The organism is Paraplanobispora takensis, from assembly GCF_016863195.1.
Lineage (GTDB): Bacteria > Actinomycetota > Actinomycetes > Streptosporangiales > Streptosporangiaceae > Planobispora > Planobispora takensis.
In genome coordinates this window covers 66,348-92,521 of the sequence record NZ_BOOK01000004.1, presented here as the reverse complement: position 1 = coordinate 92,521, position 26,174 = coordinate 66,348, and the positions used below count along the sequence as shown (strand labels likewise).

Here is a 26,174-nt window from a genome sequence, read left to right as displayed (position 1 = left end):
GACCTCACCACGACCTCACCGGGACCTCACCGGACTTCGACGACCAGGGGCGGAGAGGTGACGCGGAACCGGGGGACCTGGCTGACGAGGGCCAGGACCTCCGGGACGTCGGTCTGGTTGATGCGGCCGAGCCACTGCTCCGGGGCGCTGCTCTGCGTGTCGAGAGCCAGAGTGTAGACGTAGGAGCCGGGTGCCTCCGGCACGAAGGTCTCGAAGGTGGCCAGCGACCGGGACGCGCAGGGATCGAAGGGCTCGCCCGGAGCCAGGCGGGCGAAGTCGGAGACCCGCAGCGCGGCGACGAGCGGGTCCTCGGCGGCGGGCGGCGCGGCGACGATCTGGCCGCCCAGGGAGACCGAGGGGCGATAGCGGGGATAGCGGCTGCCGTCCTCCGAGCCGTCGAGGACGCCGACGAGCAGGAGCTCGGTCGTGCCGACGACGGAGACGCTGACGGGGACCGGTTTCCCGGCGGGGTGCGGCCCGCCGGGAGCGGTCAGCTCTATACGGATCACGATGGCTTTCTTCTCGGTGTCGTGGCCGGAGGGGTCACTTCTTCTTCTGCCCGGGCCTCTCCTTCGTCTCGGAGGCGAGCGCCGCCTTGGTGCGCTCGGCCTGCCGGCGGATCTGGTCCAGCACCGCCGGACGCAGCTGCCTGCTCTCGAAGGTGCGGACCATCTTGTCGATCGTCCCGGTGGCCTGCTCCAGGTCGCCCTGCTTGGCCTGGGCGCCGGCCAGGCGGCGCATCACCATGTTCAGCGTGATGTTGTCGACGCCCTCGCCCCGCGCCGAGGCGTCGGCCACCAGGGTGAGCTGCTGGATGCTCTCCTTGGTGTCGGGCTGGCGGACCTTCAGCTCGTTGTCGGCGGTGAGGTTCTTGAACTCCCGCTCCGCGTTGATGCCCTGGACCATGCGGGCGTACACCGCCAGCGGGTGCTTGCCGTGCTTGTCGATGACCTCCCGCAGCGCCGCGTTGCCCGAGGCCAGCGCCGGGGAGTCGGAGCCGAGCAGGGTCAGGAGCTTGCCGGTGTCCTCGCCCATCAGCAGCTCGGCGACCTCCTGGTCGGTCTGCGTGACGGGGTAGCGGACCCGGATCCTGCACACGGGGGAGACGACCCTGGAGCCGTCGGAGGCCAGGTACTGGGCCCGGACGCGGTACTCGCCGGGCTGCTGGAAGTAGTGCCCGTCGGCGCCGTGGCCGATGTAGGCGCTGCGGTAGATCGCCGGGTTGTCCTGGTCCAGCCGGATCACGGCCGCGTCGTCCGAGCAGTGGCGCAGCATCGGCCGGTAGAGCACGGTCCGGCCGGAGGGCTGGGTGACGGCGACGTGCGTGAAGTCGGTGTCCGGGTGCAGGTGGCCGTGGGTGCTGCGGCCGCGCAGGTCGGTGGTGGAGAGCTTGAGCTCCACGACCACCGGCTCGCCGAAGGCGAAGGTCTCCTTGGCCCGCACTTCCAGGGCCAGGCCCGACTGGTCCTCGACCGGTTCCTCGAACAGCTCGGGGGCGATCTCGGCGGCGCCGGTCCCGAAGGGGCTCGCCCCCATGATCACATCGCGGTAGTTGGCGTGGCGCAGGTGGACCAGCTCGCTGTCGGTGAACTGGAACGGGAACGCCGCCCAGTAGGCCGCCTCCCCGCCCGCCCCGGACAGGGGCTGGTAGTTCTGGACGTAGTTCATCCAGCTCAGGTCCCCGAAGCCGCCGTTGGGGCCGAGCGGCTGCGGCGGGACGGCCAGGTTCTTCTGCCAGGAGTGCAGCAGGTTGAAGGCGTGGCCGATCTCGTGCACGTAGGTGCGCAGCTGGGCGCGCTGGGACTGCGGGGTGCTCCCCTGGATGGCGTTGTAGAAGACCGCCGCGCCCTGGCGCTGGGTGGCGTCGCTGTAGTCGAACATGATCCCGCGGTAGCCGCCGGTGTGCGCGCTGGCGACCAGCATCCACACCTTCCACTGCGGCACGTTGGCGAAGGCGCTGAAGTGCTGCACCATCGCGTTGTGCAGCTCGGCGTCGTTCCAGAGCAGGTCGGTTCCGGCCGCCGAGGTGGCGATGATGTTGGAGATGCCGGACATCTGCAGCTCGATGCCCGCCTCGGCGTAGGACTTCACGACCGTGAGCACGCGCGCCGGGCTGGTCGGCGGCTGGGGCAGCGCGGCGGTGTCGTAGGAGACGAACGGCACGGTCCCGGTCACCGAGTCCTGCTCCAGGGTCACGCTGCGGAAGTACGGCGAGACGAACGGGCAGGCGTAGCCGGCGCCGGGCTGGCCGGAGGCGGTGAGGAACTGCACCGTGGCGTCGCCCTGCGGCTGCGCGGTCGTCCGGCGCGGGATGGTCACGCGCACGACCGGGGCGCCGGCGGTGAAGGTGAAGTTCCCCGTCCCCTCGAGCACGACCTGCGCGGTCGTGACGGTGACCGTCGGGAAGTGCACGATGAACGAGCCGAAGTAGGAGGTCGTGCCCCCGCTGGTGGAGAAGAAGTCGGCGCTGACCCGGTTCTGCGGGCGGACGCCGTCGACGTCCACCCGGAGTTCGAGCTGGTAGCCCTGTCCTCCGCTGCGGTACCTGCCGCGCGTCAGCTGGAACTGCACGTCCTGCTGAAGGCCCGGGGTCTCCTGCGGGCCCGGGGTCTCCTGCTGGAGGCCCGGCCCCTGCCGGAGACCGGATGCCTCCCGCTGCTCGGCAACCCTCCCGTCGGACGGGACGACCTCCTGCAGACGCTGTTCGAGGTCGGCCACGCCGGACAGGGACGCCGATGTCCCCTGGGTGGGGTCGGATGGAGCAGACATGTGATCTCTCCAGTCGCTCTCGTCGGATTTCGGGCACGACGGTCCCGCCGAGGATCCTTGGGCCCACGAATGCTCGACGACATGCCGCCAACGGTCTGGCCGTACAGACTCGCGGTAGAGATAGTTCGGACACTTCTCCTCGCCCCCGGAGCTGTCAATGGGGCAGCGGGAATGTGACCCGGCGGGCAGGTCGGCCTCACCTTCCGGGCGACAGGAGCTCCTCCAGCCCGCGTTCCAGGGCCGCGTCACCGACCTCCCGGACGACCAGGGGCAGGCGCAGGATCCCGGCAGCCCGTACGGCCTGCGCGCGCAGGGCCGGGACCGGGCGCTGGGCCAGCCAGACGACGCGGCGGTAGTGGGCGAAGTAGACGTCGCGGAGGCCGGGATAACGGTCCAGGCCGAGCTCGACCACGACCGACCGGTGGAAGGTGCGGACCAGATAGTCGGTCAGGAAATAGGTCCCCGGCTCCTCCTCGGTCAGCTCGCGCGCCAGCGGTCCGGCGAAGACGTCGTAGCAGTGCTCCCCGCGCAGCCGTACCAGGCCGTGCCGCCCGCACAGCTCGTCCAGGGCCCCGTAGGTCCCGCAGTCGGCGTAGGCCAGCGCCAGCCGCCGGTGCCTGCCCTTGACCTCCTCGACCACCGCCTCGACCTCGGCCGCGATGGCGGCGGGCCGGTTGTGCAGCAGCGGCGGGAGCGGATACACCTCCACCGCCCACCCACGCCGCTGCGCGATGTCCCGCACGTGCCCCGCCAGCGCCCCGCACGCCACCACCCCGGCCCCGGAAAGCGTCCCGGAAGGCGCCTCAGAAGGACAGGAGGTCGACGAAGCGGTCGTTGAAGTCGGGGCGGTCGGAGAGTTCGACATAGCGGATCTCCTCAAGGAGGGCCAGGGCTCCGGCCCGCTCCTGGACGGACAGCAGGGCGAGCTTGGCGCCCTCCCCGGCGACGTTGCCCGCGCTCACGATCCGGGGCAGGGCCAGCCCCGGGACCAGGCCGATCCGGACGGCCGAGGCCGGGGACAGGTAGGAGCCGAAGGACCCGGCCAGCAGGACCTGCTGGACCTCGTGCTCCCCGGCCCCGTACTCCTGCAGCAGCAGCCGCCACCCCGTCGAGATCGCGGCCTTGGCGAACTGCAGCTCGCGCACGTCGCGCTGGGACAGGTAGACGTCCCCGGCCAGGACGAAGACGCGCTCTTCGCCGACCGTGGTCAGCCGCCCGGCCAGCTCCGGCGCCAGCCGCAGGGCCTCCTGCCCGGGCACGAAGCGGCCCGAGCGGTCGAGCAGGCCCACGCGCAGCAGCTCGGCCACCGCGTCCACCAGCCCCGACCCGCACAGTCCCACCGGCTCGACGTCGCCGATCACGCCCAGCTCCACCGAGGGCGCCAGCCGCACGGTCTCGATCGCCCCGGCCGAGGCGCGCATGCCGCAGCGGATCTGGGCGCCCTCGAAGGCCGGTCCCGCCGGGGCGGCGGTGGCCAGCAGGCGGTCGGCGTCCCCGAGCACGATCTCGCAGTTCGTGCCCACGTCGACGAACAGCCGCAGCCGCCGGTCCCGGTCCATGCCGGCGGCCAGGACCCCGGCCACGATGTCGCCGCCGACGTAGGCCCCCAGCGCGGGCAGCACCACGGCCCGCGCCCGGGGATGGAAGCGCAGTCCCAGGTCCGAGGCGAGCAGGGGCGGCAGGGCGCGCGTGGCCATGATGAACGGCGCCACCCCCAGCGGCTCGGGGTCGATGCCGAGGGCGAGGTGGACCATGGTCGCGTTGCCGGCCAGCGCCACCTCGTAGACGTGCTCGGGGGAGACCTCCCCCTCCTTGCACACCTCCCGGGCGAGCTGGTCGAGCGTCTCGCGCGCCGCGTCCCGCAGCCGGTCCAGCGCCGAGGGGTCCAGCATCGTCGCGCTGATGCGGGAGATCACGTCCGCGCCGGAGGGCTGCTGCAGGTTGAGCATCGACCGCACCGCCACCGGCGTGCCGGTCGCCAGGTCCAGCAGCGTCGCCACGACCGTCGTGGTGCCCAGGTCGAAGGCGACGCCGTACCGCGACCCGCTGGTGTCCCCGGGCTCCACGTCGATCAGCACCTCGTCCACGACCACGGCCGTGACCTTGAAGTCCGCCGCCCGCATGACCCTTCCCACGGCCCGTACGGCGTGCAGGTCCGGCACCGGCTCCAGATCGTCCAGGGCGGCCAGCAGCCGCTCCAGGTCGGGCCTCTGGTCGGAGAGCGAGGGCTCGGTCAGCTCGACGTAGCGCTTCTGCACGGCGGGGCGGAGGATGACCTGCCGCCCGACCCCCACGGTCGCCGCCTTCGGCCGGGTGGAGAGCGCGGGGATCTCCACCTCCAGGTCCGAGACGGCCCGGGCGAGGCAGGCCAGCCGCCACCCCTCGCGCAGTTGCTCCGGTGTGAAGGCCCGCGGGTCCAGCCGGGAGACCGGGACCGGATCGGCCCCACCGGCCCCGTCGGCGCTGTGGACCACCCTGACCTTGCACTTGCGGCAGGTCCCGTGCCCGCCGCACGTCGAGTCGACGGCGACGCCGTTCCAGCTGGCCGCCTCGAACACGCTCACCCCCGGCGGCACGCTCACCTCCCGGGGCGGCCTGCCGTCGGGCAGCAGGCGCAGCCGTACCCGCCCGGACGCGGTCTCCCGCCCCGGGTCCCCTTGCGCCGGGGGACCCCCGCTCATGCCTGCCGGGCCCGGTAGGCCGCGATCCAGTTCGCGCCCCACGGGTCGTTGCCGAGCAGCAGGTCGGCGGCGCGGGCGGCGGTGACGCACTCGGGGGCCAGGGCGTTCATGATCGCGCTGGTCAGCCCGGCCGCGGCGGCCATCGCCAGGAAGGCGGAGCCCAGCGCGTGCCGGTCGGGCAGGCCGAAGGAGACGTTGGAGGCGCCCAGGCACATGTTGAGCCGGTAGGTGTCGCGGATCGCCCGGATGGTCTGCAGTGTCACGTTCACCGCGTCGGTGTCGGCGCCGACGGTCATGGCCAGCGGATCGATGACGATGTCCTCGATCGGGATGCCGTACTCCTCGACGGCCACCCGGACGATCTTCCCGGTGATCTCCAGGCGCTGCTCGGCGGTCTCCGGGATGCCGGTCTCGTCGTTGGCCAGCGCGATCACCGCCGCGCCGTACCGCTTGACCAACGGCAGGATCTCGGCGAGCCGGTCGTCCTCGCCGGTCACCGAGTTGACCAGCGCCTTGCCCTCGTATACCTCCAGCCCCGCCGCCAGCGCCTCGACCACCGAGGAGTCGATGCACAGCGGCAGGTCGGTGTGCTCCTGGACGAGCTTGACCACCGAGGAGAGCAGCTGCGCCTCGTCGGTCAGCGGCACGCCCGCGTTGACGTCGAGCACGTGGGCCCCGGCCGCGACCTGCCGCCGCACGTCGAGTACCACCTGGGACAGATCGCCCGCGCGCAGCGCCTCGGCGAACTTCGCGCGCCCGGTCGGGTTGATCCGCTCGCCGATGACGCAGAACGGCCGGTCGTGGCCGATGATCACTTCCCGGGTCCGGGATCTCAGGACGGTGTGCACGGCGGCGACCTCCTAGGCGGTCAGGCGGCGGGATATGCGCAGGTCGGACAGGAGCCGGGCGACGGCGTCGCCGCCGCGGAAGTCGACCAGGTGCAGGCCGCGCACGCCGGGCAGGCCGAGCGCGTGCCGGGCCTGTGCGAGGGCGAGCTCGTAGGCGGCCCGCGACGGGTCGGCGGCCCGCTCCACCCGGTCGACGGTCTCGGCCGGCACCGAGATGCCGGGCACCTTCTCGTTCATGAACCGCAGCCCGCCGGCCCCTCTGACCAGGCAGATCGTCGCAAGGAAGGCGGCGCGCGAGGTCAGCCCGGCCCGCGCCGCGCCCGCCATGAACGCCGCCAGCCGGTCGGGGTGATAGCAGATCTGCAGCTGCAGGAAGCGGGCCCCGGCGCGGATCTTCTCGGCCGCCCGGTCCACCCGGTGGGAGTACGGCGGGGCGCCCGGGTTCTCCACCGCCCCCACCAGCAGCTCCGGCGCCGGGTCGATCACCCGGCCGGACAGGTAGCGGCCCTCGGCGAGCGCGCAGGCCACCCTGATCAGCTGCGGCCCGTCGAGGTCGAACACGCGGCGGGCCTGCGGCTCGTCCCCGGCCGTGACGTCGTCGCCGGTCAGGCAGCACACGGCCCGCACGTCGTGCAGCGCGGCGCCCACGATGTCGGCCTGCAGCGCCAGGCGGTTCTTGTCCCGGCAGGCCACCTGCATGATCGGCTCCAGGCCGAGCCCGCGCAGGGCCACCGCGACCGCGACGTTGCTGGCGTGCGCGTGGGCGGCGGTGTTGTCGGTGACGTTGACCGCGTCGGCCCAGCCGCGCAGCCGGTCGGCGTGCCGTACGAGCGCGGCCATGTCGGTGTCCACCGCCGGGAACTCGGCCGTGACGACCGGCCCTCCCGACCGCACGAGCTCGTCGAACCTCACGGCCGCCAGCCCGGGGGAGTACGGCGGTCGCGGCCGGTCAGCAGGTTGATCCAGGAGGAGGACCCGGTCAGGCGGTTGTCCACCGGAGGACGCAGGGCGGTGAAGTGCCCGCGCCACGGCAGCCGCCGCGAGCGCTCGAACGCCCGCAGCCAGACGCAGCGCATCGAGGGGTCGACCTCGCACCGGCCGTCCTCGCGCACTCCGCCGCACGGCCCGTTGCGCAGGGTCTTCGGGCAGGTCATCGGGCAGGTCATGCCGGTGGAGTGCAGCACGCACTGGCCGCACATCCGGCAGTCGAACACCGGTCCCTTGACCGCGTGCTCCACCGCCGCGACCGCCCGGTGGACCGCCGTGCCCGTGTCCGTGACGGGACCGGGGTTCGGCGTGCTTGCGACGGGGTCGGGGTCGGGATACGGCGTGCGTGTGACGGGGTCCGGGCTCATGACGGGGTCCCGGCCGTGGCGCGGCGCCGGGCCAGCAGTTCCTTGGCGCGGCGGACGGCGGTGGAGGCGTCGGCCGCGTAGCCGTCCGCGCCGACCGCGTCGGCGTACTCCTGCGTGACCGGCGCCCCGCCGACCATGACGATCACCTCGTCGCGCAGCCCGGCCTTCTCCAGCGCGTTGATGTTCGCCTTGAACATCGGCATCGTCGTGGTGAGGAAGGCGGAGAAGCCGACGATGTCGGGCCGGTGCTCGCGGATGGCCGCCACGAACTTCTCCGGCGCCACCTGGACGCCCAGGTCGATCACCTCGAACCCGGCGCCCTCCAGCATGATGTTCACCAGGTTCTTGCCGATGTCGTGCACGTCGCCCTTGACCGTCCCCATCAGGAACCTGCCCAGCGACGTCGCGCCCGTCTGGGCCAGCAGCGGGCGCAGCACCTCCATCGCGCCCGCCATCGCCCGCCCGGCGATCAGCATCTCCGGTACGAAGAAGTCGCCGCGCTCGAACCGGGCGCCCACCTCCTCCAGGGAGGGGATCAGCGCGTCGAACAGCATCGTCTCGGGGGACATCCCGGTGGCCAGCCCCCGCACGGTCAGGTCCAGGACGGCGGGGGCGTCGCCCACGAGGGTCCGGTCGTAGAGGCCCTGCAGGATCTCTTGCTCGTTCAACGGGGGGCTCCTAACACCTCGGAGAGCGCGCCGGCCTCGCCGGCCAGGAGTTCGCCGATCTCGGTGACGCGGTCCGGGGTGAGCCGCACCGAGGGACCGGAGACCGACAGCGCCGCGATGACCGACCCGTCCCTGCCGCGCACGGCGGCGGCCACGGCGATCAGTCCGGGTTCCAGCTCCTCGCGGGCCACGCCGTACCCGAGCCGCCGGATCCCGGCCATCTCCCGGTCCAGCTCCCGGCGGTCGGTGACGGTCCGCGGGGTGCGGCGTTCCAGCGGGCCGCGCGGCAGCTCGGCCGCGCCGTGGGCGAGGAAGATTTTGCCCAGGGCCGAGCAGTGCAGCGGCACGCGCAGCCCCACCCAGTTCGTCGCGCCGAGCAGGTAGCTGCTGTCGACCTGGGCGATCTGTTCCACCGCGCCGCCGCTGAGCACGGCCAGGTTGACGGTCTCGCCGGTCTTGCCGCCGATGCGCTCCAGGTACGGCTGGGCGGTGGCGGCCAGGTCGGCGCTGCCGGAACGGCTGGCGTAACGGGCCAGGACGGGTCCCGGGCGGAACGCCCCGTCGCGGTCGCGCTGGAGCAGGCCGTGCCGTTCCAGCGCCGACAGCAGGCGGGAGGTGGTGCTCTTGGGAAGTCCCGACTCGGTGAGCAGGGCGGTGAACGGCTGGGGCTGCCCGGCCTCGACGACGCGTACCAGCAGCCGCGCCGCCCGGTCGACCGCCTGCGTACCCGGCGCGTTCGTCCTGTTGTCGTCCCCGCTCACCACGGCACCGGCGTCCTCTCCGGGAGTTCCATATTGTGGAACCTTGGTTCCACTTCTTGAGCGTAAGATCGGACTCAGATTCGGGTCAAGAGGTCCGGAGGAGCGGCCGTGTTCCTGAACCAGATGCCCCGCTACGAGATCCTGTCCGCCGACGCGATGGCGACCCTCGACCGCGGCTGGCGCCGCATCGTCTCCGAGATCGGGGTCGAGTTCATGTCACCCCGGGCCCTGGAGCTGTTCCGCAAGGCCGGGATGAAGGTCGAGGAGAACAACGTCTTCTTCGATCCGGAGTTCGTCCTCGAACAGGTCGCCAAGGCGCCCCGCGAATTCGACGTCCGGGCCCGCAACCCCGCCAACGACGTGCACATCGGCGGCGACCACATGGCCTTCGGCGCGGTGTACGGCTCGCCGTTCGTGCGCGAGGGCGAGGTGCGCCGCGACGCGACGCTCGACGACTTCCACCGCTTCTGCAAGCTCTCGCAGGTCTTCGGCGAGATGGACTCCGCGGGGGGCGTCGTCTGCGAGCCGAACGACGCGCCGCTCGACTCGCGCCACCTCGACATGGTCTACGCGCTCCAGACGCTGACCGACAAGATCTACATGGGCAACGTGGTCTCCGGGCCCAACGCGGCCGACACCATCGCGATGACCCGCATCCTGCTGGGCGACATCGAGACGGCCCCGGCCACCATCTCCCTGATCAACTGCAACTCGCCGCTGCGCTGGGACGACCGCATGCTGGACGCCCAGTTCGAGTACTCCGCGGCCAATCAGCCGGTGGTCCTGACCCCGTTCCTGCTGATGGGCGCCATGTCCCCGGTGTCGATCCCGGCCACGCTGGTCCAGCAGATCGCCGAGGCGCTCACCGGGATCGCCCTGTCCCAGCTCATCCGCCCCGGCTGCCCGGTGATCTTCGGCTCGTTCCTGTCGAACATCGACATGCAGTCGGGCTCGCCCTGCTTCGGCACCCCCGAGTCGGCGGTCGGCCTGTTCTGCACCGGCCAGATCGCCCGCCACTTCGGCCTGCCCTGGCGCTCGGGCGGCGCGCTGACCTCCTCGCAGACCGCCGACGCCCAGGCCGGCTACGAGGCGCTGATGACGATGCTGCCCACCTTCCTGGCGGGCGCCAACTGGGTCATGCACACCGCGGGCTGGCTGGAGGGCGGCCTGGTCAGCGGGTTCGAGAAGTTCGTCGTGGACGTCGAGATCCTGCGCATGCTCCAGCACGAGTTCACCCCGATGGAGATCACCGAGGAGTCGCTGGCCTTCGACGCCCACGCCGAGGTCGGCCACGGCGGCCACTTCCTCGGCGCGGCGCACACCATGGAGCGCTTCCGGACCTGCTTCTACCGGCCGCTGCTGTCGTCGTCGGACAACTACGAGCGCTGGGTACGGCGCGGCGCCATGGACGCGGCCGACAGGGCGGGGGAGATCTACCGGGCCAAGCTGGAGGAGTACGAGCGGCCTCCCCTGGAGGAGGCGGTCCGCGAGGAGCTGCAGGACTACGTCGCCCGCCGCCGCCGCGAGCTGGGGGACTGAGGAGCGCGCCCGGAGCCGCACCGCCCGGGTGCGGCGCCGGGGAGGCGGCGCCTCAGCGCGGCATGCCGGCCGGGAGCGGGACCCGGAAACCGTTGTGGTCCCTGAGCACCCCGCCGCAGGCCTCGGCGATCGCGACCGCCAGCCGTTCGGCGCTCTCGGCGACCACCGGGGTGACCGGGCCGCGCGCCACCGAGACCTCGTAGTCCATCTCGCCGTCCTCGCCGCCGCAGAAAGAGATCTCCAGAGGGCTGTGGCCGCATGTCAGCAGGGTGAGGTCGATGCCCGGGATCCGGCGGGGGCGCGAGCCGGGCAGCAGCTCGGCCAGCCGCTCGGCGGGCAGCGCCCGGCCGGTGACGGCGAACAGGTCGGGCGAGCGGCCCGGGGGATGCGGGAAGGCCAGGCCGCCCAGCCGCTCGGCCAGCCCCGCCATGATCGCCGCGACGTCCGCCTCGGGGTCGGCGTCCACGGGGTCGGCGACGTAGGCCACCGGCCAGCCCACCGGGAGCCTGGCCGCCAGCGCCAGTTCGCGGTTCACCGGGATCGGGCCGCGCAGCCGTACGGCCCCGCCGAGGACCACGGCCCTGCCCCGCGCCACCGCGCGCGGGCTGTGCAGCCGGACCGTCTCCAGGACGGCCCGGGGGGTGACGGAACCGGGCAGCAGCAGAGCGGGGCCGCGCCGCAGCCGCCGAGCGAGCAGAAAGTCGAGCACTCCCATGGCCGGGAAGCCTGCCATGCCGCACTTGTGAACCACTGGAACCTGAGTTACGGACGAGCCGTATGGGACGGCGCATCCGATGCCCGAACGTGTCCGGCGTCACATCGTGGTCCTGCGCGCCCCGCCACTAGGATCCGCCTTCGGTGAAGCGGACGTAAAGGAAATGGCGATGAACGCACAGAGAGCCGGCGGCAGGCGGCTGCTGCTGAAGGGGTTCCTGCTGGCCGTCGGCGCGGTGGTGGTGCTGGGGTTCGTCCTGAGCGGGTGCACCCGGGTGAGCACCCAGCCCGATGAGGTCGTCCTGCACTACGCGGGCGGGACCTTCGAGGCCATCAAGTTCGAGAAGTGCATCAACCCCTCCAGCGGCGCCACCCTGCTGGGGCCCGGCGACACCGGCTACTCCTACCCGTTCGGTCAGCGGACCTTCGACTTCTCCGGGGCCGACGAGGCCGAGTCCAAGCCGCTGACGGTGGTCAGCAAGGACAACGTGGAGATGAGGGTCTCGGGAGTGGCGACCTTCACGCTGAACACCGACTGCAAGACGCTCCAGCAGTTCCACGAGAAGATCGGGCTGAAGTTCCGCGCCTACTACGAGGACGGCGAGTCCGAGGGGTGGCGCAGGATGCTGGGCATCTACATGCGGGTCCCCCTGGACCGGGCCCTGGACGCGGCCTCCCAGGAGTTCGAGTGGCGCGGGCTGTTCAACGACCCGAAGGTGAAGCAGGCCTGGGAGGCGCGGGTCGGCACCCTGGCCAGGGAGTTCATCAGGGGTACGGCGGGCGCCGACTACTTCTGCGGCCAGAACTACGCCGGCAGCGGCGACTGCGGTGACATCTCCCTGACCATCCAGAAGCCGGAACCGCCGGAGGCGCTGGTCAACGCGCTTGCCTCCGAGCAGGCCGCCAAGGCGGAGAACGTCGCCCAGGCCCAGCGCAACGCCAAGGTCCGCACCGAGCTGGAGTCCATCAGGGACCTGGTGAAGGTGCTCGGCCCCGACGGCGCCGTGCTCTGGCAGGCCATCCAGAAGGGCCAGGTCACGGTGGTGCCGGTCCCGCAGGGCAGCGGCCTGAACATCAACCCGCCCGCCCGTCAGTAGCCCCGACGGGGTGGCGCTCCGTCGACTATCGAAAATCCTTGCGAATCGCCTGGATCGGTTCCGCCGTCCCGTGAAAGGATGTCGGCTGGCTGTCAAAGGACGATCATTCTCGCGTCGACGGAGACGACGATGACGGAACGCACCGGATATCCCGACGGGACCCCCTGCTGGGTCGAGCTCACCACTCCCGACACGGCCGCGGCCTCGGCCTTCTACGGCGACCTGTTCGGCTGGAGCTGCGAGGACCTGAGCGAGCAGACGGGGCGCTACACGATGTGCTCGGTGGACGGCAGGCCGGTCGCGGCGCTCACGCTGCAGACGGGCCCGTCGGCGCAACCGGGCTGGAACGTCTACCTGGCCACCTCCGACATCGAGGTCACGGCGGCCAAGGTCGAGGTCAACGGCGGCAAGCTGCTCGCGCCCCCGACCGCCGAGCCGGGCTTCGGGCACTACGCCGTGGCCGCCGACCCCGCCGGGGCCTCGTTCGGGCTCTGGCAGGCCGACCCGTTCATCGGCTCGCAGCTGCACTCCGAGCCCGGCGCGATGTGCTGGCACGAGATCAACACCGTCGACGGCCGGGCGGTCGACGCCTTCTACCGGGCGCTGTTCGGCTACGAGCAGGAGCAGATCGGCGACGGGGCCGGCTTCGACTACACCGTGTGGCAGCTGGACGGCGAGCAGGTCTGCGGGCGGCTGAAGATGACCGAGGAGTGGGCGGGCGTCGCGCCCCACTGGATGACCTACTTCGCCGTGGCCGACTGCGACACCGCCGCGAGCCGGGTGCCCGGGCTCGGCGGCGAGCTGGCCCACGGACCCTTCGACTCGGCCTACGGCCGGATGGCGGTCGTCGGCGACCCCTTCCGCGCCCCCTTCACCCTCTGCCGTCTCCCGGACGAGCAACGGGGCTGACCGCCGCCCGCCGTACGGGCGGGAGCCGCGGGACCGACCGGCGCGCCGGTTTCCGGGAGCGCGCCGGTTCCGGGGCCGGTCACCGTCCGCCGGTTTCCGGGAGCACGTCGGTTCCGGGGCCGGTCACCGTCCGCCGGAGCCGAGGGCGCCGCCCAGTTCTGCGCCGAAGTCACGAGCGATCTTCCGCATGCCCGCGGCCAGCTCCTCCCGGTCGAGCGCGTCGATGCGCTCGGCCGGGCCGGAGACCGACATCGCCGCCACCATCCGCGCGCCGTCGCGCACCCCCACGGCCAGGCAGTGCACGCCGAGCTCCTCCTCGCCCAGGTCCATCGCGTAACCGCGTTCACGCACCCGCTCCAGCTCGGCGAGCATGCCCGCGAGGTCGGTGATGGTGTTGGCGGTCCGCCGGGGCATCCCGGTCCGCCCGACCAGCGAGGCCACCTCGGTGTCGGGCCGGTCGGCCAGCAGGACCTTGCCGACCGCCGTGCTGTGCGGCAGCACCCGCCTGCCGACCTCGGCGAACATGCGCAGCCGCCGGGGCGAGGGCACCTGGGCGACGTAGACGATGAAGTCGCCCTCCAGCACCGCCATGTTCGCCGTCTCCCCGGACAGCTCGACCATCCGCTGCAGGTACGGCTGCGCCCACACGCCGACCATCCGCTCGGCCACCCCGCCGAGCCGTACCAGCGCCCCGCCCAGCGCGTAACGCCGGTCCGACTCCTGGCGCACGTACCCCCGGTCGAGCAGGGTGCGCAGCAACCGGTGGATCGTCCCGTACGGCAGCCCCGTCGCGGCGGCCAGCTCCGAGATCCCGGCCTCACCGCCGTGCGCGGCCAGGGCCTCCAGCAGATCCAGTGCCCGGTCCACCGACTGGACTGTGCTCATTGCGCTCGCTCTGCTCGCGCGGGCCGGGCGCTCCGGAGCCGGTGGCCGCCCTCTTCGCTCATCCGCTCGTTCCTCGCGTCCTCGCTCATCGGTTGGCTCACCGGCGCGCCCGGCCGTGCTCATTGCGCTCGCTCTGCCCGGGCGCAGGGGGTCGGCGCTCATGCGATCCTTTCCGTGCCGCGCAGGGAGGCGTCCAGTACCTGGGCGGTGTGGGCGACCCGGATCGGGGCCGTGCCGGCGCGGCGGATGGCCGAGGTGATCTGCATGGTGCATCCGGGGTTGGCCGACACCAGCAGGTCGGCTCCGGTGGCGAGCACCCGCTCGGCCTTGCGCTCGCCCAGCTCGCGGGCGGCCTCGGGCTGGAAGAGGTTGTAGGTTCCCGCGGAGCCGCAGCAGATCGCCGACTCGGCGATCTCCCGCAGCTCCAGGCCGGGGATGGCGGTCAGCAGAGCGCGCGGCTGGGACCGCACCCCCTGGGCGTGCGCCAGATGGCAGGCGTCGTGATAGGCGACCGTGAGCGGCAGCGGATGGCGCCTGGCCACCGGGCCGAGCTCGACGAGATACTCCGCCAGGTCCACCGTACGGATCGCCCGGGCCCGCTCGGCCCACTCCCCGTCGAGGATCTCGGCGTACTCCTTCATGGTCGATCCGCACCCGGCCGCGTTGACCACCACCGTGTCCACCCCCGCCCGCTCGAAGGCGGCGACGGTGCGCCGGGCGAAGCGCCCGGCCTGCTCGGGGCGGCCGGAGTGCAGCGACAGCGCGCCGCAGCACCCCTGCGAGGGCGGGATCACCACCTCGCACCCCTCCATCGCGAGCACCCGGGCGGTGGCCGCGTTGACCTGGGGGAAGAACTCCCCCTGCACGCACCCGGTGAGCATGCCGACCACGGCCCTGCGCCGGCCGATCGCCCGGACCCTGCGCGGCAGCCGGGGCCGCCCCGCGCTCTCGGGGGCGAGGTCGGCCATCGCGGCCAGCGAGGGGTTGATCCGCTCCAGCCTCGGGGCGATCCGGCGCCGCAGCCCCGCGCTGAGCCGCAGCGGCAGCCGCATCGCCCGCAGCCGCCGGGGATAGGGGAACAGCTGGAAGACCAGCTCCCGCAGCGCCCGGTCGCCGGGCTCCCTGACGTGCTCGCGCTCCACCTCGGCCCGGGTCTGCTCGATGAGCCTGTCGTACCGCACGCCCGAGGGACAGGCCGTCACACACGCCATGCAGCCGAGGCAGGCGTCGAAGTGCCCGGCCATCTCGTCGGTCAGGGGAGTGCCCTCGACGTGCTGCCTCATCAGGTGGATCCGGCCGCGCGGGGAGTCCATCTCCTCGCCCCACAGGACGTAGGTCGGACAGGTCGGCAGGCAGAAGCCGCAGTGCACGCAGTCGTTGATCAGCTCGGGGTCCACTGTCAGATGCCTCCAGCCAGCCGTCCGGGGGACATCCTCCGGTCCGGGTCGAACCGTTCCTTGACCCGCCGCATCAGCGGCAGCGCCCCCACCGGGCCCCAGCGGTCCACCGGAGCGGCCTGCTCCGGCGGGGCGGCGAGCACGGTCAGCCTGCCGCCGAGGGGACCGACGTCGCCGCGCACGCCCGAGACGAACGCCGCGAGCTCCGGCCCGCCGATCTCCGGCGGCAGCGCGACCTGCAGGACCGCCGAGGCCAGCGAGCCGCGCACCCGGGCGGGCAGCCCGCGCCGGGCTACCGCTCGCAGCGCGCCGTCCACCCCCGAGGGCGGGACCCGCAGCTCCAGCAGCACCTCCTCGCCCGGCAGGACTCCCCACCAGTCGGGGGCCTTGTCCCCTTCGGCGACGCCGTACGAGCCCACCGGCCACTCACCGGACTCACCGGTCGTCCCGGACTCACCGGCCGTCCCGCCGAGCAGATCCCGTACGGCCGCCGCCCGCCCCTCGGCCGCGACGCCCTCCACCAGCGCGGACACCGTCAGCACCCCGGAGGGCGCGAGCCAGTCCAGCTCGACCGCGCTCGGCTCGGCCTGCGAGGCCGCGAGCGCCACGGAGACGGCTCTCGGGCTCACAGGAAAGCCGGAGCCTTCGACCGTCCCCGGACCCACCGGTGATCCGGATCCCTCGGAGCCGGTCGCGGCAGTCCGGGGCGCGGGCAGTCCGGCGGTGATCCAGCGGCGGGCCGGGGTGATCGGGTGCAGGCGGAAGACGGCCTCGGTGATGATCCCGAGCGTGCCGTACGAGCCGGTGAACAGCTTGCCGAGGTCGTAGCCCGCGACGTTCTTGACGACCTTCCCGCCGGAGCGGGCGATCGTGCCGTCGGCGAGCACGACCGTGATGCCGATGAGCAGGTCGCGGGCGGTGCCGTAGCGGAGCCTGCGCGGCCCGGCGACCGCGGTGGCGAGCACGCCTCCGACGGTGGAGCCGCCGACGGGGACGTCGAGGGCGAGCTCCTGGCCCCTGGCGGCCAGCGTCTCGGCCAGGGACTCCATCGTCACGCCCGCCTGCACCCGGACGACGAGGTCCCCGGAGGCGTGCTCCGGGATCTCGTTCAGGCAGCAGGTGTCGACCAGCAGGTCGCAGCGCTCGGGCGGGTTCCCCCAGTGCAGCCGGGTGCCGCCGCCCACCGGTACCACCGCCAGGTCGTGCCCGGCCGAGACCCGCATCAGCGCCGCGACCTCCTCGGTGCTCTCCGGCAGCGCCACCCAGCGGGGCATGACCCCGGCCACGGCGTCACCGGAACCGGCCTCCCGGATCGTCACCCCGGTCGCCCGCAGCGCCTCGTCCGCGCTGAGCCCGCCCATCGCCTCGTCCGCGCCGGGTCCGCGCGGCGCCTCGTCCGCGCCGGGCCGTGGGGTGTTGTGCGGGGCGTCCATCAGAACTGCTCCGCACGGCCGGACTCGACCAGCGGGTGCACGCCCCTGCGCACGCCGGGGACCTCGCCGCACAGGCGCGGGGTGGGGAAGACCTTGCCCGGGTTGGACAGGCCGCGGGGGTCGAAGGCGCAGCGGACCAGTTGCATGGTGTCCAGATCGTCATCGGTGAACATCTTCGGCATATATCGGGACTTGTCTACACCAACACCGTGCTCACCGGTGATGGACCCGCCATGCTCGATGCACAGGTCGAGGATCCGCCCGGAGACCAGCCCGGCCCGTTCCTCCGCGCCCGGCTCGGCGTCGTCGAACAGCACCAGCGGGTGCAGGTTCCCGTCCCCGGCGTGGAAGACGTTGGCCACCCGGATGCCGTGCTCGGCCGAGAGCCGGTCGATGCTCGCCAGCACATTCGGCAACGCGGTCCGCGGGACCACCCCGTCCTGCACGATGTAGGCCGGGCTGATCCGGCCCACGGCGGCGAACGCCGACTTGCGGCCCTTCCAGATCGCCGCCCGCTCCTGCGGCCCCGCCGCGGTCCGCAGCTCGAAGGCGCCGCTGTCCCGGCAGAGCCGCTCCACCTCGGCGAACTGGTGCGCCACCTCGGCCTCGGGCCCGTCCAGCTCCACGATGAGCACCGCCCCCGCGCCCGCGGGATAGCCGCAGGCCACCGCCGCCTCGGCCGCGGCGATCGCCAGGGCGTCCATCATCTCGATCGCCGCCGGGACGATGCCCCCGCCGATGATCGCCGAGACGGCCTGCCCGCCCTGCTCGATGTTCTCGAACGCCGCCAGCAGCGTCGTCACGGTCTCCGGCGTCCGCGAGAGCCGTACGGTGACCCCGGTGGTGATCCCGAGCGTGCCCTCCGAGCCGACGAAGGCGCCCAGCAGGTCGTAGCCGGGGTCGTCGGCGTCGAGGGTGACGATGTCGCCGTCGGGGGTGACGATCTCCAGGGCGAGCACGTGGTTGACCGTGAAGCCGTACTTCAGGCAGTGCGCGCCGCCGGAGTTCTCCGCGACGTTGCCGCCGATGGTGCACACCTGCTGGCTGGAGGGGTCGGGCGCGTAGTAGTAACCGTGCTCGCGGACCGCCTCGGTGATCGCCAGGTTGGTCACCCCCGGCTCCACCACGGCCCGCCGGTTCTCCAGGTCGACCCGGAGGATCCGCCGCATCTTCGAGGTCACGATCAGCACCCCGTCCGTGCGCGGCAGCGCCCCGCCGGACAGCCCGGTCCCCGCGCCCCTGGCCACGAACGGCACGCCGTACTCGTTGCAGAGCCGCACCACGGCCGCGATCTGCTCGGCGCTCTCCGGCAGCACGACGACCCCGGGCACGACCCGGTGATGGGTGAGACCGTCGCACTCGTAGGTGCGCAGCCGTACCGGATCAGTGATCACCGCCCCTGCCGGCAGCACCCCCGCCACCCGCCGGACCAGCTCGTTCAGCGCCATCGCCACCCCTCCTTCATCCGTCCCTCAGCTTGGGGGACGAAGCGGATTCGTCCAACAGGCTGCCGGACGAATTCCGGAACGCGGCGGAGCCGGACGAGGGCTCCGCCCGGGTGAGGACGCGGAGGCGGAGCCGCCCCCCGCACGGGAGGACGGCCCCACCTCCGGTCTGTCTCATGTCGTCACGGCATGCGGGCGTAGGCGGGCAGGGTGAGGAACTCGGCGAAGTCGTCGTCCAGGGCGACCTCCTTGAACAGGGCGGTGGCCTGGGTGTAGAGGGCCTCGTCGTAGCCGGGCTCGGCCTTGATCTTGGCGAGCTCCTCGTCGATGATCTGCTCGACGAGCTCCTTGGTGACGACCGCGCCGGTGTCGGCCAGCTCGATGCCGTTGTGGATCCACTGCCAGATCTGCGAGCGGGAGATCTCGGCGGTGGCGGCGTCCTCCATCAGGTTGTGGATCGCCACCGCGCCCAGGCCGCCCATCCAGGCGGCGAGATAGCGCAGCGCCACGTCCACGTTGTTGCGCAGGCCGGCCTCGGTGATGTCGCCGGGGGTCTCGGAGACCGCGAGCAGATCGGCGGCCGAGACGGAGACGTCCTCGCGGAGCCGGTCGAGCTGGTTGGGCCGCTCGCCGAGCACGCCGTCGAAGATCTCGCGGCAGACGGGGACCAGGTCGGGGTGGGCCACCCAGGAGCCGTCGAAGCCGTCGCCGGACTCGCGGGTCTTGTCGGCGCGGACCTTCTCCATCGCGACCTTGTTGACCTCGGCGTCGCGGCGGGAGGGGATGAACGCCGCCATGCCGCCGATGGCGTGCGCGCCGCGCTTGTGGCAGGTGCGCACCAGCAGCTCGGTGTAGGCGCGCATGAACGGCGCGGTCATGGTCACCGCGTTGCGCTCGGGGAGCAGGAACTCCTTGCCGCGGGTGCGGAACTTCTTGATCACGCTGAACAGGTAGTCCCAGCGGCCCGCGTTGAGCCCGGCCGAGTGGTCGCGCAGCTCGTAGAGGATCTCCTCCATCTCGAAGGCGGCCGGGTAGGTCTCGATCAGCACGGTCGCGCGGATGGTGCCCTGCGGGATGCCGAGCAGTTCCTGGGCCCGGACGAAGACGTCGTTCCAGAGGCGGGCCTCCAGATGCGACTCCATCTTCGGCAGATAGAAGTAGGGGCCCTTGCCCTTGGCGAGCTGCCGGGCGGCGCAGTGGAAGAAGTAGAGGCCGAAGTCGACGAGGGAGCCCGACATCGGGGCGCCGTCGAGGACGAGGTGCTTCTCCTCCAGGTGCCAGCCGCGCGGGCGGACCACGACGGTGGCCAGCTCCTCGTCGGGCTTGAGGGTGTAGCTCTTGCCGCCGGTCTCGAAGTCGATGGTCCGGTCCAGCGCGTCCCGCAGGTTGAGCTGGCCGTTGACGGTGTTCTCCCAGGTGGGGGCGTTGGCGTCCTCGAAGTCGGCCAGCCAGACCTTGGCGCCGGAGTTGAGGGCGTTGATCGTCATCTTCCGGTCGACCGGACCGGTGATCTCCACGCGGCGGTCCACCAGGCCGGGCGCGGGCGGGGCGACCTGCCACTCGGACTCGCGCACGTGCTTGGTCTCGGGAAGGAAGTCCAGGGTGCCGCCGGCCGACAGCTCCGCCTGCCGTGCCTGCCTGGCCTGGAGCAGCTCGAGGCGCCGGGCGCCGAACTCGCGCTGGAGGGCGGCCACGAAGGCCAGCGCCTCCGGCGTGAGGATCTCGTCGAACCGGTCCTGGGAGGTGCCGGTGATCTCAACGCCGTCCATGAGCTTCCTTTCCGCATTGTGGAAAAACTCTTCTGAATTGCGGAATTGACGCTACTGGATGGTCACCTACGGGTCAAAGGCAGGGGGCCCCTCAGGGCAGGGTCGGGGGCTTCCCTGATGGGTGCGGGCGCGCCGCTCGGCCACAGTTGTGGAGGCGCCCTTCCGCACGGGGGACGCCGGACGGATCGTGAAGGGGAGCGGAGCTCCCGGAAGTCGAGGACGTGGGGCCATGAAGAGGAACATTCTTGTCGCGGGGGCGTTCGTGGGCTCGGCCCTGCTGTTGTCCGCCTGCCAGTTCGACGGCTTCGGCGCGACCGAGCAGTCCGTCGCCTCCTACGACGTGCCCGAGAAGGTGCTGACGCTCGCCGTCGACTCCGGTTCGGGGGACATCGTGGTCAACGAGTCGGACCGGACGGGGATCAAGGTCACCGAGACGGTCCACTGGAACGGGGACAAGCCCAAGACCGAGCACGTGGTGAGCGGTGACACCCTGCGGCTGACGTACGACTGCGGCGGCGGCTTCGGGCGGTCCTGCAGCGTCGACTACAAGATCGAGATCCCCAGGGGGGTCACGGTCAGGGCGGACACCGGGTCGGGCGACATCACGCTGCGCTCCCTGACCGGAGAGGTGGACGCGACCGCGGGGTCCGGCGACATCGACGCCAGCGGGCTGGGCGGCAAGACCCTGACCGCCGACACGGGCTCGGGCGACGTCGAGGTCAAGTTCGCCGGCGTGCCGGACCGGGTCGAGATCGAGACCGGCGCGGGCGACGCCACGGTACGGCTGCCGCAGAACTCCTACAAGGTGACCACCGACACCGGCGCGGGCGACGAGACGGTCGAGGTCACCAACGACCAGTCGTCCTCCAGGACCGTCGAGGTGTCGACCGGAGCGGGCGACGCGAAGGTCCTGCGCTCGTGACCGCGCCCGGCGGCCCCCGGCCGGGGAACCGCCGGAGTGCGATCCGGCGACCCTAGTCGTCCAGCACGGGATAGTTGCTGCGCAGCACGCCCAGCGGGTCCCTGCGGCGCTTGAGGTCACGCAGGCGGGCCAGGACGTCGCCGGGGAAGGCGCCGGCGGCCCGCTCGCCCGGGCCCAGGTTGGTGAACGGCTTGCGCCCGCTGGTGCAGGGCACCAGCGCCGAGGAGATCTCCCGCTGCCGCTCCCCGACGGCCGCCGCGCTCTCCGGCGTGAACGGCACGCCCAGCAGGCTCAGGAGATACTCCTCCTCGACGTGGCCGCAGGCGCCGGCGCCGGGCACGGGCCGGGCCAGCGCCCCGCCCAGGTGACGCACCTGCACCAGGGCCAGCGGGGCCACGCTGCCGGAGCCCGCAGCCTCGGCCAGCACCGTCGCGGCCGCCCGGTCGTCGAAGCGGGTGAGCAGCTGGGCCAGGATGCTTCCGGGACCCGGATCGGTCGGCTCGGCGCAGATGTCCCCCAGCGCGGCCACCGGCAGCGGTCCCCGGGTGTCGAGGACCCGGCCGTCGATCTTCTCGAACCGGCGCAGCAGCGCCTGCGCCTCACCGGCCTCACCGAGGTGCGCGACGTCCACGAGCACCGCGGACAGGCCGCGCAGCGGCTGCGGCACCTCGGGCAGCGGCGGGAACTGCATGAGCGAGAACCACACGGTCAGCTCCTCGGGAGCCTCCCGGGCCGTCTCCCGGAACGCGGCCATGACGTCCGCGGCGCGGTCGGCGGGCCACACGATCCGCCCGCCGTACAGCTGCGGCGCCGGATGCAGGTCGAACTCCATCGCGGTGACCACCGCGAAGTCGCCGCCCCCGCCGCGCAGCGCCCAGAACAGCTCCGGGTCGGATCCGGCGTCCACCCGGGCCCGCGTCCCGTCGGCGGTCACCACGTCGAAGGCGCGCACGCTGTTGGCCGCGTAGCCGTACTTCCTGGCGAACCAGCTCACCCCTCCGCCCAGGGTGTAGCCGACCACGCCCGTCGCCGGCGAGCTGCCCGCCAGGCCGGTGAGCCCGTGGCCGCCCGCCTCGGAGAGCACCTCGCCCCAGGAGACGCCCGCCCCCACCCGGGCCAGCCGCTCGCCCGGCCGTACCTCCACCCCGCGCAGCCGCCCGGTGCGCAGCAGGATCGTCCCGTCGGTGTTGCCGGAGGCGCCGTGCCCGCTGGGCTGGGTGCTGACGCTCAGCCCGGCCAGGCCGGCCGCCCGGACCACGGCGGCCACGTCGTCGGCGTCCTCGGCCTCCACGACCGCCAGCACGGGCTGCTCGACGGCACGGTTCCACGGCAGCCGGGCGGTGTCGAAGCCTTCGTCGCCGGCGACGAGAACCCGGCCGCGTACCACCTGGCGAAGCTCACTGCTTATATTCATGCTGTCCTCCCTGTCGTCTGCGAACCGATGCTCGCCGAAGCCGTTTGCGGGGGGTTTGGGGTTCGTTTGGCTGCGACTTGAGGTGCGATGGAGATCCGTCTGTTCGGGCCGGTCGAGGTCGCGGACGCCGCGGGCCGGGCGGTGGAGCTGGGCACGCGCAAGCAGCGGGCGGTCCTGGCGATGCTGGCCCTGGAGCCGGGCCGGGTGGTCTCGCTCGACCGGCTGGTGGAGGAGCTGTGGGCGGGTGAGGCGCCCTCCGGCGCGACCGGGACGCTCCAGGCCTACATCTCCCATCTTCGCAGGGCCCTGGAGCCCGACCGGCCGCCGCGCTCGCCCTCACGCCTGCTGCTGACCCGCGAGCCGGGCTATCTGCTCGCGGTGGCCCCGGGCCAGATCGACCTGTTCCGTTTCGAGGCGTGGGCGCAGGAGGGCCGCCGGGCACTGGTGCGCGAGGAGTACGGCCAGGCGCTGCGGATCCTCGACCGGGCCAGGGAGGTCTGGCGGGGCGACCCGCTGGTGGAGTTCGCCGACCAGGAGTTCGCCGCGCCCGTGATCGCCAGGCTGGCCGAGCTGCGCGTCACGGCCGAGGAGGACCGGTTCGAGGCGCGGCTCGCACTGGGCGAGGGCGGGACGTGCGTCGCCGACCTGGAGGGGCTCGTCGAGGCCAACCCGTACCGGGAGCGGCTGTGGGGGCTGCTGGCGCTGGCGCTGTACCGGTCGGGACGGCAGGCCGACGCGCTGGCCACCCTGCGCAGGGCGCGTGAGCTGCTCGCCGCGGAGCTCGGCCTCGACCCGGGCCCCGACCTGCGCCGTCTGGAACAGGCCGTGCTCGGCCAGGACCCCGGGCTGGCCGCCCCCGCCCCGGAGCGCGCGGCGGCGCCCGCGGCCCCGGCCGGCCCCGTGGCGGCGGGGGAGCGGCTCATCGGCAGGCAGGGCCAGCTCGGGCGGATCAGCGCGCGGGTGGCCGAGCTGCGCCGGGGCGGCGGAGGGGTGCTGCTGATCGAGGGCGAGGCGGGGATCGGCAAGACCCGGCTCGCCCAGGCCGCCGCCGACGAGGCGCGCTCCCGGGGGATGACCGCGCTGTGGGGGCGCTGCGTCGACACCGCCACCGCCCCGGCGTTCTGGCCGTGGGCGCAGGCACTGCGCGACGCCGGCGCGGAGGCCGCGGAGGTGGTCCGCATCCTCACCGGCGAGGCGGTGACCTGTCCCGACATGCAGCTGTTCGAGCTGTACCAGCGGGTCCTGGCCGCGCTGGCCGCGGCGGGGCCGCTGGTGCTCGTGCTCGACGACCTGCACTGGGCCGACGTCTCCTCGCTCCGGCTGCTCGCCTTCGCCGCCGGTGAGCTGGAGCGCTGCCCCGTGCTCATCGTGGCCACGCTCCGCCCGGAGCCGGGAGAGCACCCCGCGCAGTTGGGCGAGACCCTCGGCGCGCTGGCCAGGGAGCACCGCACCGAGCGCCTGGAGGTGGGCCCGTTCACCGGCGACGACGTGGCCGCCTACCTGCGCATGCGACGCACCGGCCCGGAGCCGGACGGCGCCCCGCGCACCGGCCGGGAACTGGCCCGGGCCCTGCACGAGCGCAGCGGCGGCAACCCCTTCTACCTGGGGGAGCTGCTGCGCCTGCTGGAGAGCGAGAACGACCTGTCCGGCGCCGTCCCCACCGGCGTGCGCGACGTCATCGGCCGCAGGGCCGCCCGGCTGCCCGCGGAGAGCCGGGCGCTGCTGCGGGTCGCCGCGGTCGCCGGGCGCGACGTCGACGTGGACCTGCTCGCCGCGGCCACCGGCACCCCCGCCGAGGAGGTCATGTCCCTGCTGGAGCCCGCGGTGGCCACCGGGCTGCTGGCCGAGGTCCCCGAGGACTACCGCTTCTCCCACGCGCTCGTCCGCGACGCCCTCTACGCCCAGCTCAGCCGGGTGGAGGCGGCCCGGACCCATCTGCTCGTGGGACGGGCGCTGGAGACGCTCCCGGCAGGGGACGGCTCCCCCCGGGCCGCCGAGCTGGCCCACCACTTCGGCAGGGCGGTCCGGGTCGGCGGCCGGGCCAAGGCGGTCGAGTACGCCTGTGCCGCCGCGCGCAGGGCCACCGCCCAGCTGGCCCACGACGAGGCCGTGGACCTGTGGGAGCTGGCCCTCGGCGCGCTGCCCGCCGACGACGGCCGGGCACGGTGCGCGGTGCTGACCGAGCTGGCCCGGGCCCGCCGTACGGCGGGGGACGCCGAGGGCGCCCGCCGTGACCTGGAACAGGCCGTGGACCTGGCCCTGCGGATCGGGGACAAGCAGGCCCTGATCGACGCGGTCACCGTCTCCGGCGAGCAGAGCGTCTGGAACTGGCGCCCCTACGGCGTGGTGGACGAGCGCATGGTGGCGGTGCTGGAGGACCTGCTGGCCGGGGAGCTGGAGGACCGCCGGCGCGCCGCGCTGCTCGGCGCGCTCGGGATGGAGCTGTACTACGGGCCGCGCAGGGAGGAGGGGGAGCGCCTGGCACGCGAGGGCGTCGAGCTCGCGCGCCGGGTCGGCGACCCGGTCCTGACCGCGACCACGCTCAACAACTACTGCATCGCGGCCTGGGTGCCCTGGCGGGACGCCGAGCGCCGGGCCGCCACCGAGGAGATCCTGGCCCTGCCCGGCCTGCCCCGGGCCACCGAGCTGATCGCCCGCGTGCTGCGGATGGCCTCGCTGCTGCGCGCGGGCGAGCTGGCCGAGTGGGACCGGGACCTGGCCCGCTGCGAGTCCCTGCTGCGGGAGCTGGGCCGCCCCGAGCTGGAGGCCATGGTCCGCATCGCCGAGACCGCCCGCCGCACCCTCGACGGCGACTGGGCGGCCGCCGAGGCGCTCACCGCCCGCTTCGCCTCGCTGCTGGAGGGCTCCAGCCTGTGGTGCCCGCAGTTCCCCCGTCTGATCGCCGAGTTCACCTGCGCGCGCGAGCAGGGCCGCGTCCCCGAGATCCTCGGCGAACTCGTCGCGCGGGCCGCGGACCTGGAGACGGTGCCGCTGCGGCCGATCGCCGTGCTGGCGGCGCTGGACGGCGGTGAGGAGGACCTGGCCGCGGAGCTGGTCCGGCGCTGGGGCGCCGACATCCGCGACGACTGGACGGCCGACCTCCTGCTCGTCATCTGGGGCCTGGTGGCCGCCCGGCTGGGCGTCCCCGACCCCGAGACGATGTACGGCAGGCTGCTGCCGTACGCCGACCAGCTCGTCGTCAGCGGCATGGGCATCTGCGGGTGGGGGTCGCACCACATGATCCTGGCCGAGCTGGCCGCGCGGCTGGGCCGTACGGACGCCGCGGCCGGGCACGCGCGGCGGGCGGTGCAGGTCCACCGGCGGCTGGGCCTGGCCCACTGGGAACGGCGGAGCCTGGAGCTGGCGGATTCGCTGACGGCGGACCGATAACCAGATGAGAACCCGGGGCGCCCATGGCACGATCGAGGGAAGACACAGGGACGCCCGGGTGTTCTTCTCTATGAGATGACGCATGTGAAGCACCCCCTCGGGGCATCCGTGAACCACGCAACCGAATGGAGCGACGACATAGACACTCGTGAGCCGCTGGACTTCGACCAGTTCGACG

21 protein-coding genes are annotated in these 26,174 nt (G+C 73.0%); 5 read left to right on the top strand and 16 right to left on the bottom strand.

Going from position 1 to position 26,174, the window contains the following annotated elements; all coding sequences use genetic code 11:
• Positions 1-26: 26 nt before the first annotated feature.
• From Pta02_RS03050 to Pta02_RS03010, 9 genes are all read right to left on the bottom strand, one after another.
• A complete protein-coding gene (locus Pta02_RS03050) occupies positions 27-509 on the bottom strand; it encodes a hypothetical protein (RefSeq protein WP_203873094.1) in 483 nt (160 codons plus the stop codon).
• Positions 510-543: 34 nt separating this feature from the next.
• Positions 544-2,769 (bottom strand): hypothetical protein, encoded by a 2,226-nt coding sequence (locus Pta02_RS03045; protein ID WP_203873093.1) that lies wholly within the window; start codon positions 2,767-2,769, stop codon positions 544-546.
• A gap of 196 nt (positions 2,770-2,965) precedes the next feature.
• Complete coding sequence (locus Pta02_RS03040; RefSeq protein ID WP_203873092.1) at positions 2,966-3,511, bottom strand: DUF1638 domain-containing protein; 546 nt, start codon at positions 3,509-3,511, stop codon at positions 2,966-2,968.
• Between the two features lie 61 nt (positions 3,512-3,572).
• Positions 3,573-5,450 (bottom strand): ASKHA domain-containing protein, encoded by a 1,878-nt coding sequence (locus tag Pta02_RS03035; RefSeq protein ID WP_203873091.1) that lies wholly within the window; start codon positions 5,448-5,450, stop codon positions 3,573-3,575.
• A complete protein-coding gene (locus Pta02_RS03030) occupies positions 5,447-6,298 on the bottom strand; it encodes a dihydropteroate synthase (RefSeq protein WP_203873090.1) in 852 nt (283 codons plus the stop codon). The genes Pta02_RS03035 and Pta02_RS03030 overlap by 4 nt, the downstream gene beginning before the upstream one ends.
• 12 nt (positions 6,299-6,310) lie before the next feature.
• Positions 6,311-7,210 (bottom strand): methylenetetrahydrofolate reductase, encoded by a 900-nt coding sequence (locus Pta02_RS03025; protein ID WP_239129403.1) that lies wholly within the window; start codon positions 7,208-7,210, stop codon positions 6,311-6,313.
• Positions 7,207-7,653 (bottom strand): methylenetetrahydrofolate reductase C-terminal domain-containing protein, encoded by a 447-nt coding sequence (locus Pta02_RS03020; protein WP_203873089.1) that lies wholly within the window; start codon positions 7,651-7,653, stop codon positions 7,207-7,209. The genes Pta02_RS03025 and Pta02_RS03020 overlap by 4 nt, the downstream gene beginning before the upstream one ends.
• The gene (locus Pta02_RS03015) at positions 7,650-8,321 is read right to left on the bottom strand and encodes a cobalamin B12-binding domain-containing protein (RefSeq protein ID WP_203873088.1); all 672 of its coding nucleotides are present in this window, start codon (positions 8,319-8,321) and stop codon (positions 7,650-7,652) included. The genes Pta02_RS03020 and Pta02_RS03015 overlap by 4 nt, the downstream gene beginning before the upstream one ends.
• Positions 8,318-9,082: an IclR family transcriptional regulator gene (locus Pta02_RS03010; protein WP_203873087.1), complete on the bottom strand. Its 765-nt coding sequence runs from the start codon at positions 9,080-9,082 to the stop codon at positions 8,318-8,320. The genes Pta02_RS03015 and Pta02_RS03010 overlap by 4 nt, the downstream gene beginning before the upstream one ends.
• Before the next feature lie 108 nt (positions 9,083-9,190).
• Between Pta02_RS03010 and Pta02_RS03005 the strand changes: the two genes are divergently transcribed.
• Complete coding sequence (locus tag Pta02_RS03005; protein WP_203873086.1) at positions 9,191-10,621, top strand: trimethylamine methyltransferase family protein; 1,431 nt, start codon at positions 9,191-9,193, stop codon at positions 10,619-10,621.
• 52 nt (positions 10,622-10,673) lie between these two features.
• Here the strand turns inward: Pta02_RS03005 and Pta02_RS03000 are convergent, their stop codons facing one another.
• Positions 10,674-11,354 carry a hypothetical protein gene (locus tag Pta02_RS03000; RefSeq protein ID WP_203873085.1) on the bottom strand — a complete coding sequence of 227 codons (681 nt, stop codon included), beginning with the start codon at positions 11,352-11,354 and terminating at the stop codon, positions 10,674-10,676.
• A gap of 151 nt (positions 11,355-11,505) precedes the next feature.
• Between Pta02_RS03000 and Pta02_RS02995 the strand changes: the two genes are divergently transcribed.
• Positions 11,506-12,432 carry an SPFH domain-containing protein gene (locus Pta02_RS02995; RefSeq protein WP_239129399.1) on the top strand — a complete coding sequence of 309 codons (927 nt, stop codon included), beginning with the start codon at positions 11,506-11,508 and terminating at the stop codon, positions 12,430-12,432.
• A gap of 129 nt (positions 12,433-12,561) precedes the next feature.
• On the top strand, positions 12,562-13,341 hold the full coding sequence (locus tag Pta02_RS02990) for a VOC family protein (protein ID WP_203873083.1): 780 nt from the start codon (positions 12,562-12,564) through the stop codon (positions 13,339-13,341).
• Between the two features lie 123 nt (positions 13,342-13,464).
• Here the strand turns inward: Pta02_RS02990 and Pta02_RS02985 are convergent, their stop codons facing one another.
• From Pta02_RS02985 to aceB, 5 genes are all read right to left on the bottom strand, one after another.
• Positions 13,465-14,226: an IclR family transcriptional regulator gene (locus Pta02_RS02985; protein WP_203873082.1), complete on the bottom strand. Its 762-nt coding sequence runs from the start codon at positions 14,224-14,226 to the stop codon at positions 13,465-13,467.
• A gap of 158 nt (positions 14,227-14,384) precedes the next feature.
• Positions 14,385-15,623 carry a (Fe-S)-binding protein gene (locus Pta02_RS02980; protein ID WP_203873081.1) on the bottom strand — a complete coding sequence of 413 codons (1,239 nt, stop codon included), beginning with the start codon at positions 15,621-15,623 and terminating at the stop codon, positions 14,385-14,387.
• A gap of 2 nt (positions 15,624-15,625) precedes the next feature.
• Positions 15,626-17,056 (bottom strand): FAD-binding oxidoreductase, encoded by a 1,431-nt coding sequence (locus Pta02_RS02975; protein ID WP_239129396.1) that lies wholly within the window; start codon positions 17,054-17,056, stop codon positions 15,626-15,628.
• Positions 17,056-18,504 carry an FAD-linked oxidase C-terminal domain-containing protein gene (locus Pta02_RS02970; protein ID WP_203873080.1) on the bottom strand — a complete coding sequence of 483 codons (1,449 nt, stop codon included), beginning with the start codon at positions 18,502-18,504 and terminating at the stop codon, positions 17,056-17,058. Before Pta02_RS02970 ends, Pta02_RS02975 begins: the two co-directional genes overlap by 1 nt.
• A gap of 179 nt (positions 18,505-18,683) precedes the next feature.
• Positions 18,684-20,270: a malate synthase A gene (gene aceB / locus Pta02_RS02965; RefSeq protein WP_203873079.1), complete on the bottom strand. Its 1,587-nt coding sequence runs from the start codon at positions 20,268-20,270 to the stop codon at positions 18,684-18,686.
• Between the two features lie 229 nt (positions 20,271-20,499).
• Between aceB and Pta02_RS02960 the strand changes: the two genes are divergently transcribed.
• Positions 20,500-21,192: a DUF4097 family beta strand repeat-containing protein gene (locus Pta02_RS02960; protein WP_203873078.1), complete on the top strand. Its 693-nt coding sequence runs from the start codon at positions 20,500-20,502 to the stop codon at positions 21,190-21,192.
• A 52-nt stretch (positions 21,193-21,244) separates the two neighbouring features.
• On the opposite strand, the gene Pta02_RS02955 is transcribed toward Pta02_RS02960, so the two are convergent.
• A complete protein-coding gene (locus Pta02_RS02955; protein WP_203873077.1) occupies positions 21,245-22,606 on the bottom strand; it encodes an FAD-binding oxidoreductase in 1,362 nt (453 codons plus the stop codon).
• Positions 22,607-22,693: 87 nt separating this feature from the next.
• Between Pta02_RS02955 and Pta02_RS02950 the strand changes: the two genes are divergently transcribed.
• Positions 22,694-25,996, top strand: coding sequence for an ATP-binding protein (locus tag Pta02_RS02950; RefSeq protein WP_203873076.1), 3,303 nt, complete (start codon positions 22,694-22,696; stop codon positions 25,994-25,996).
• Positions 25,997-26,174: the final 178 nt, after the last annotated feature.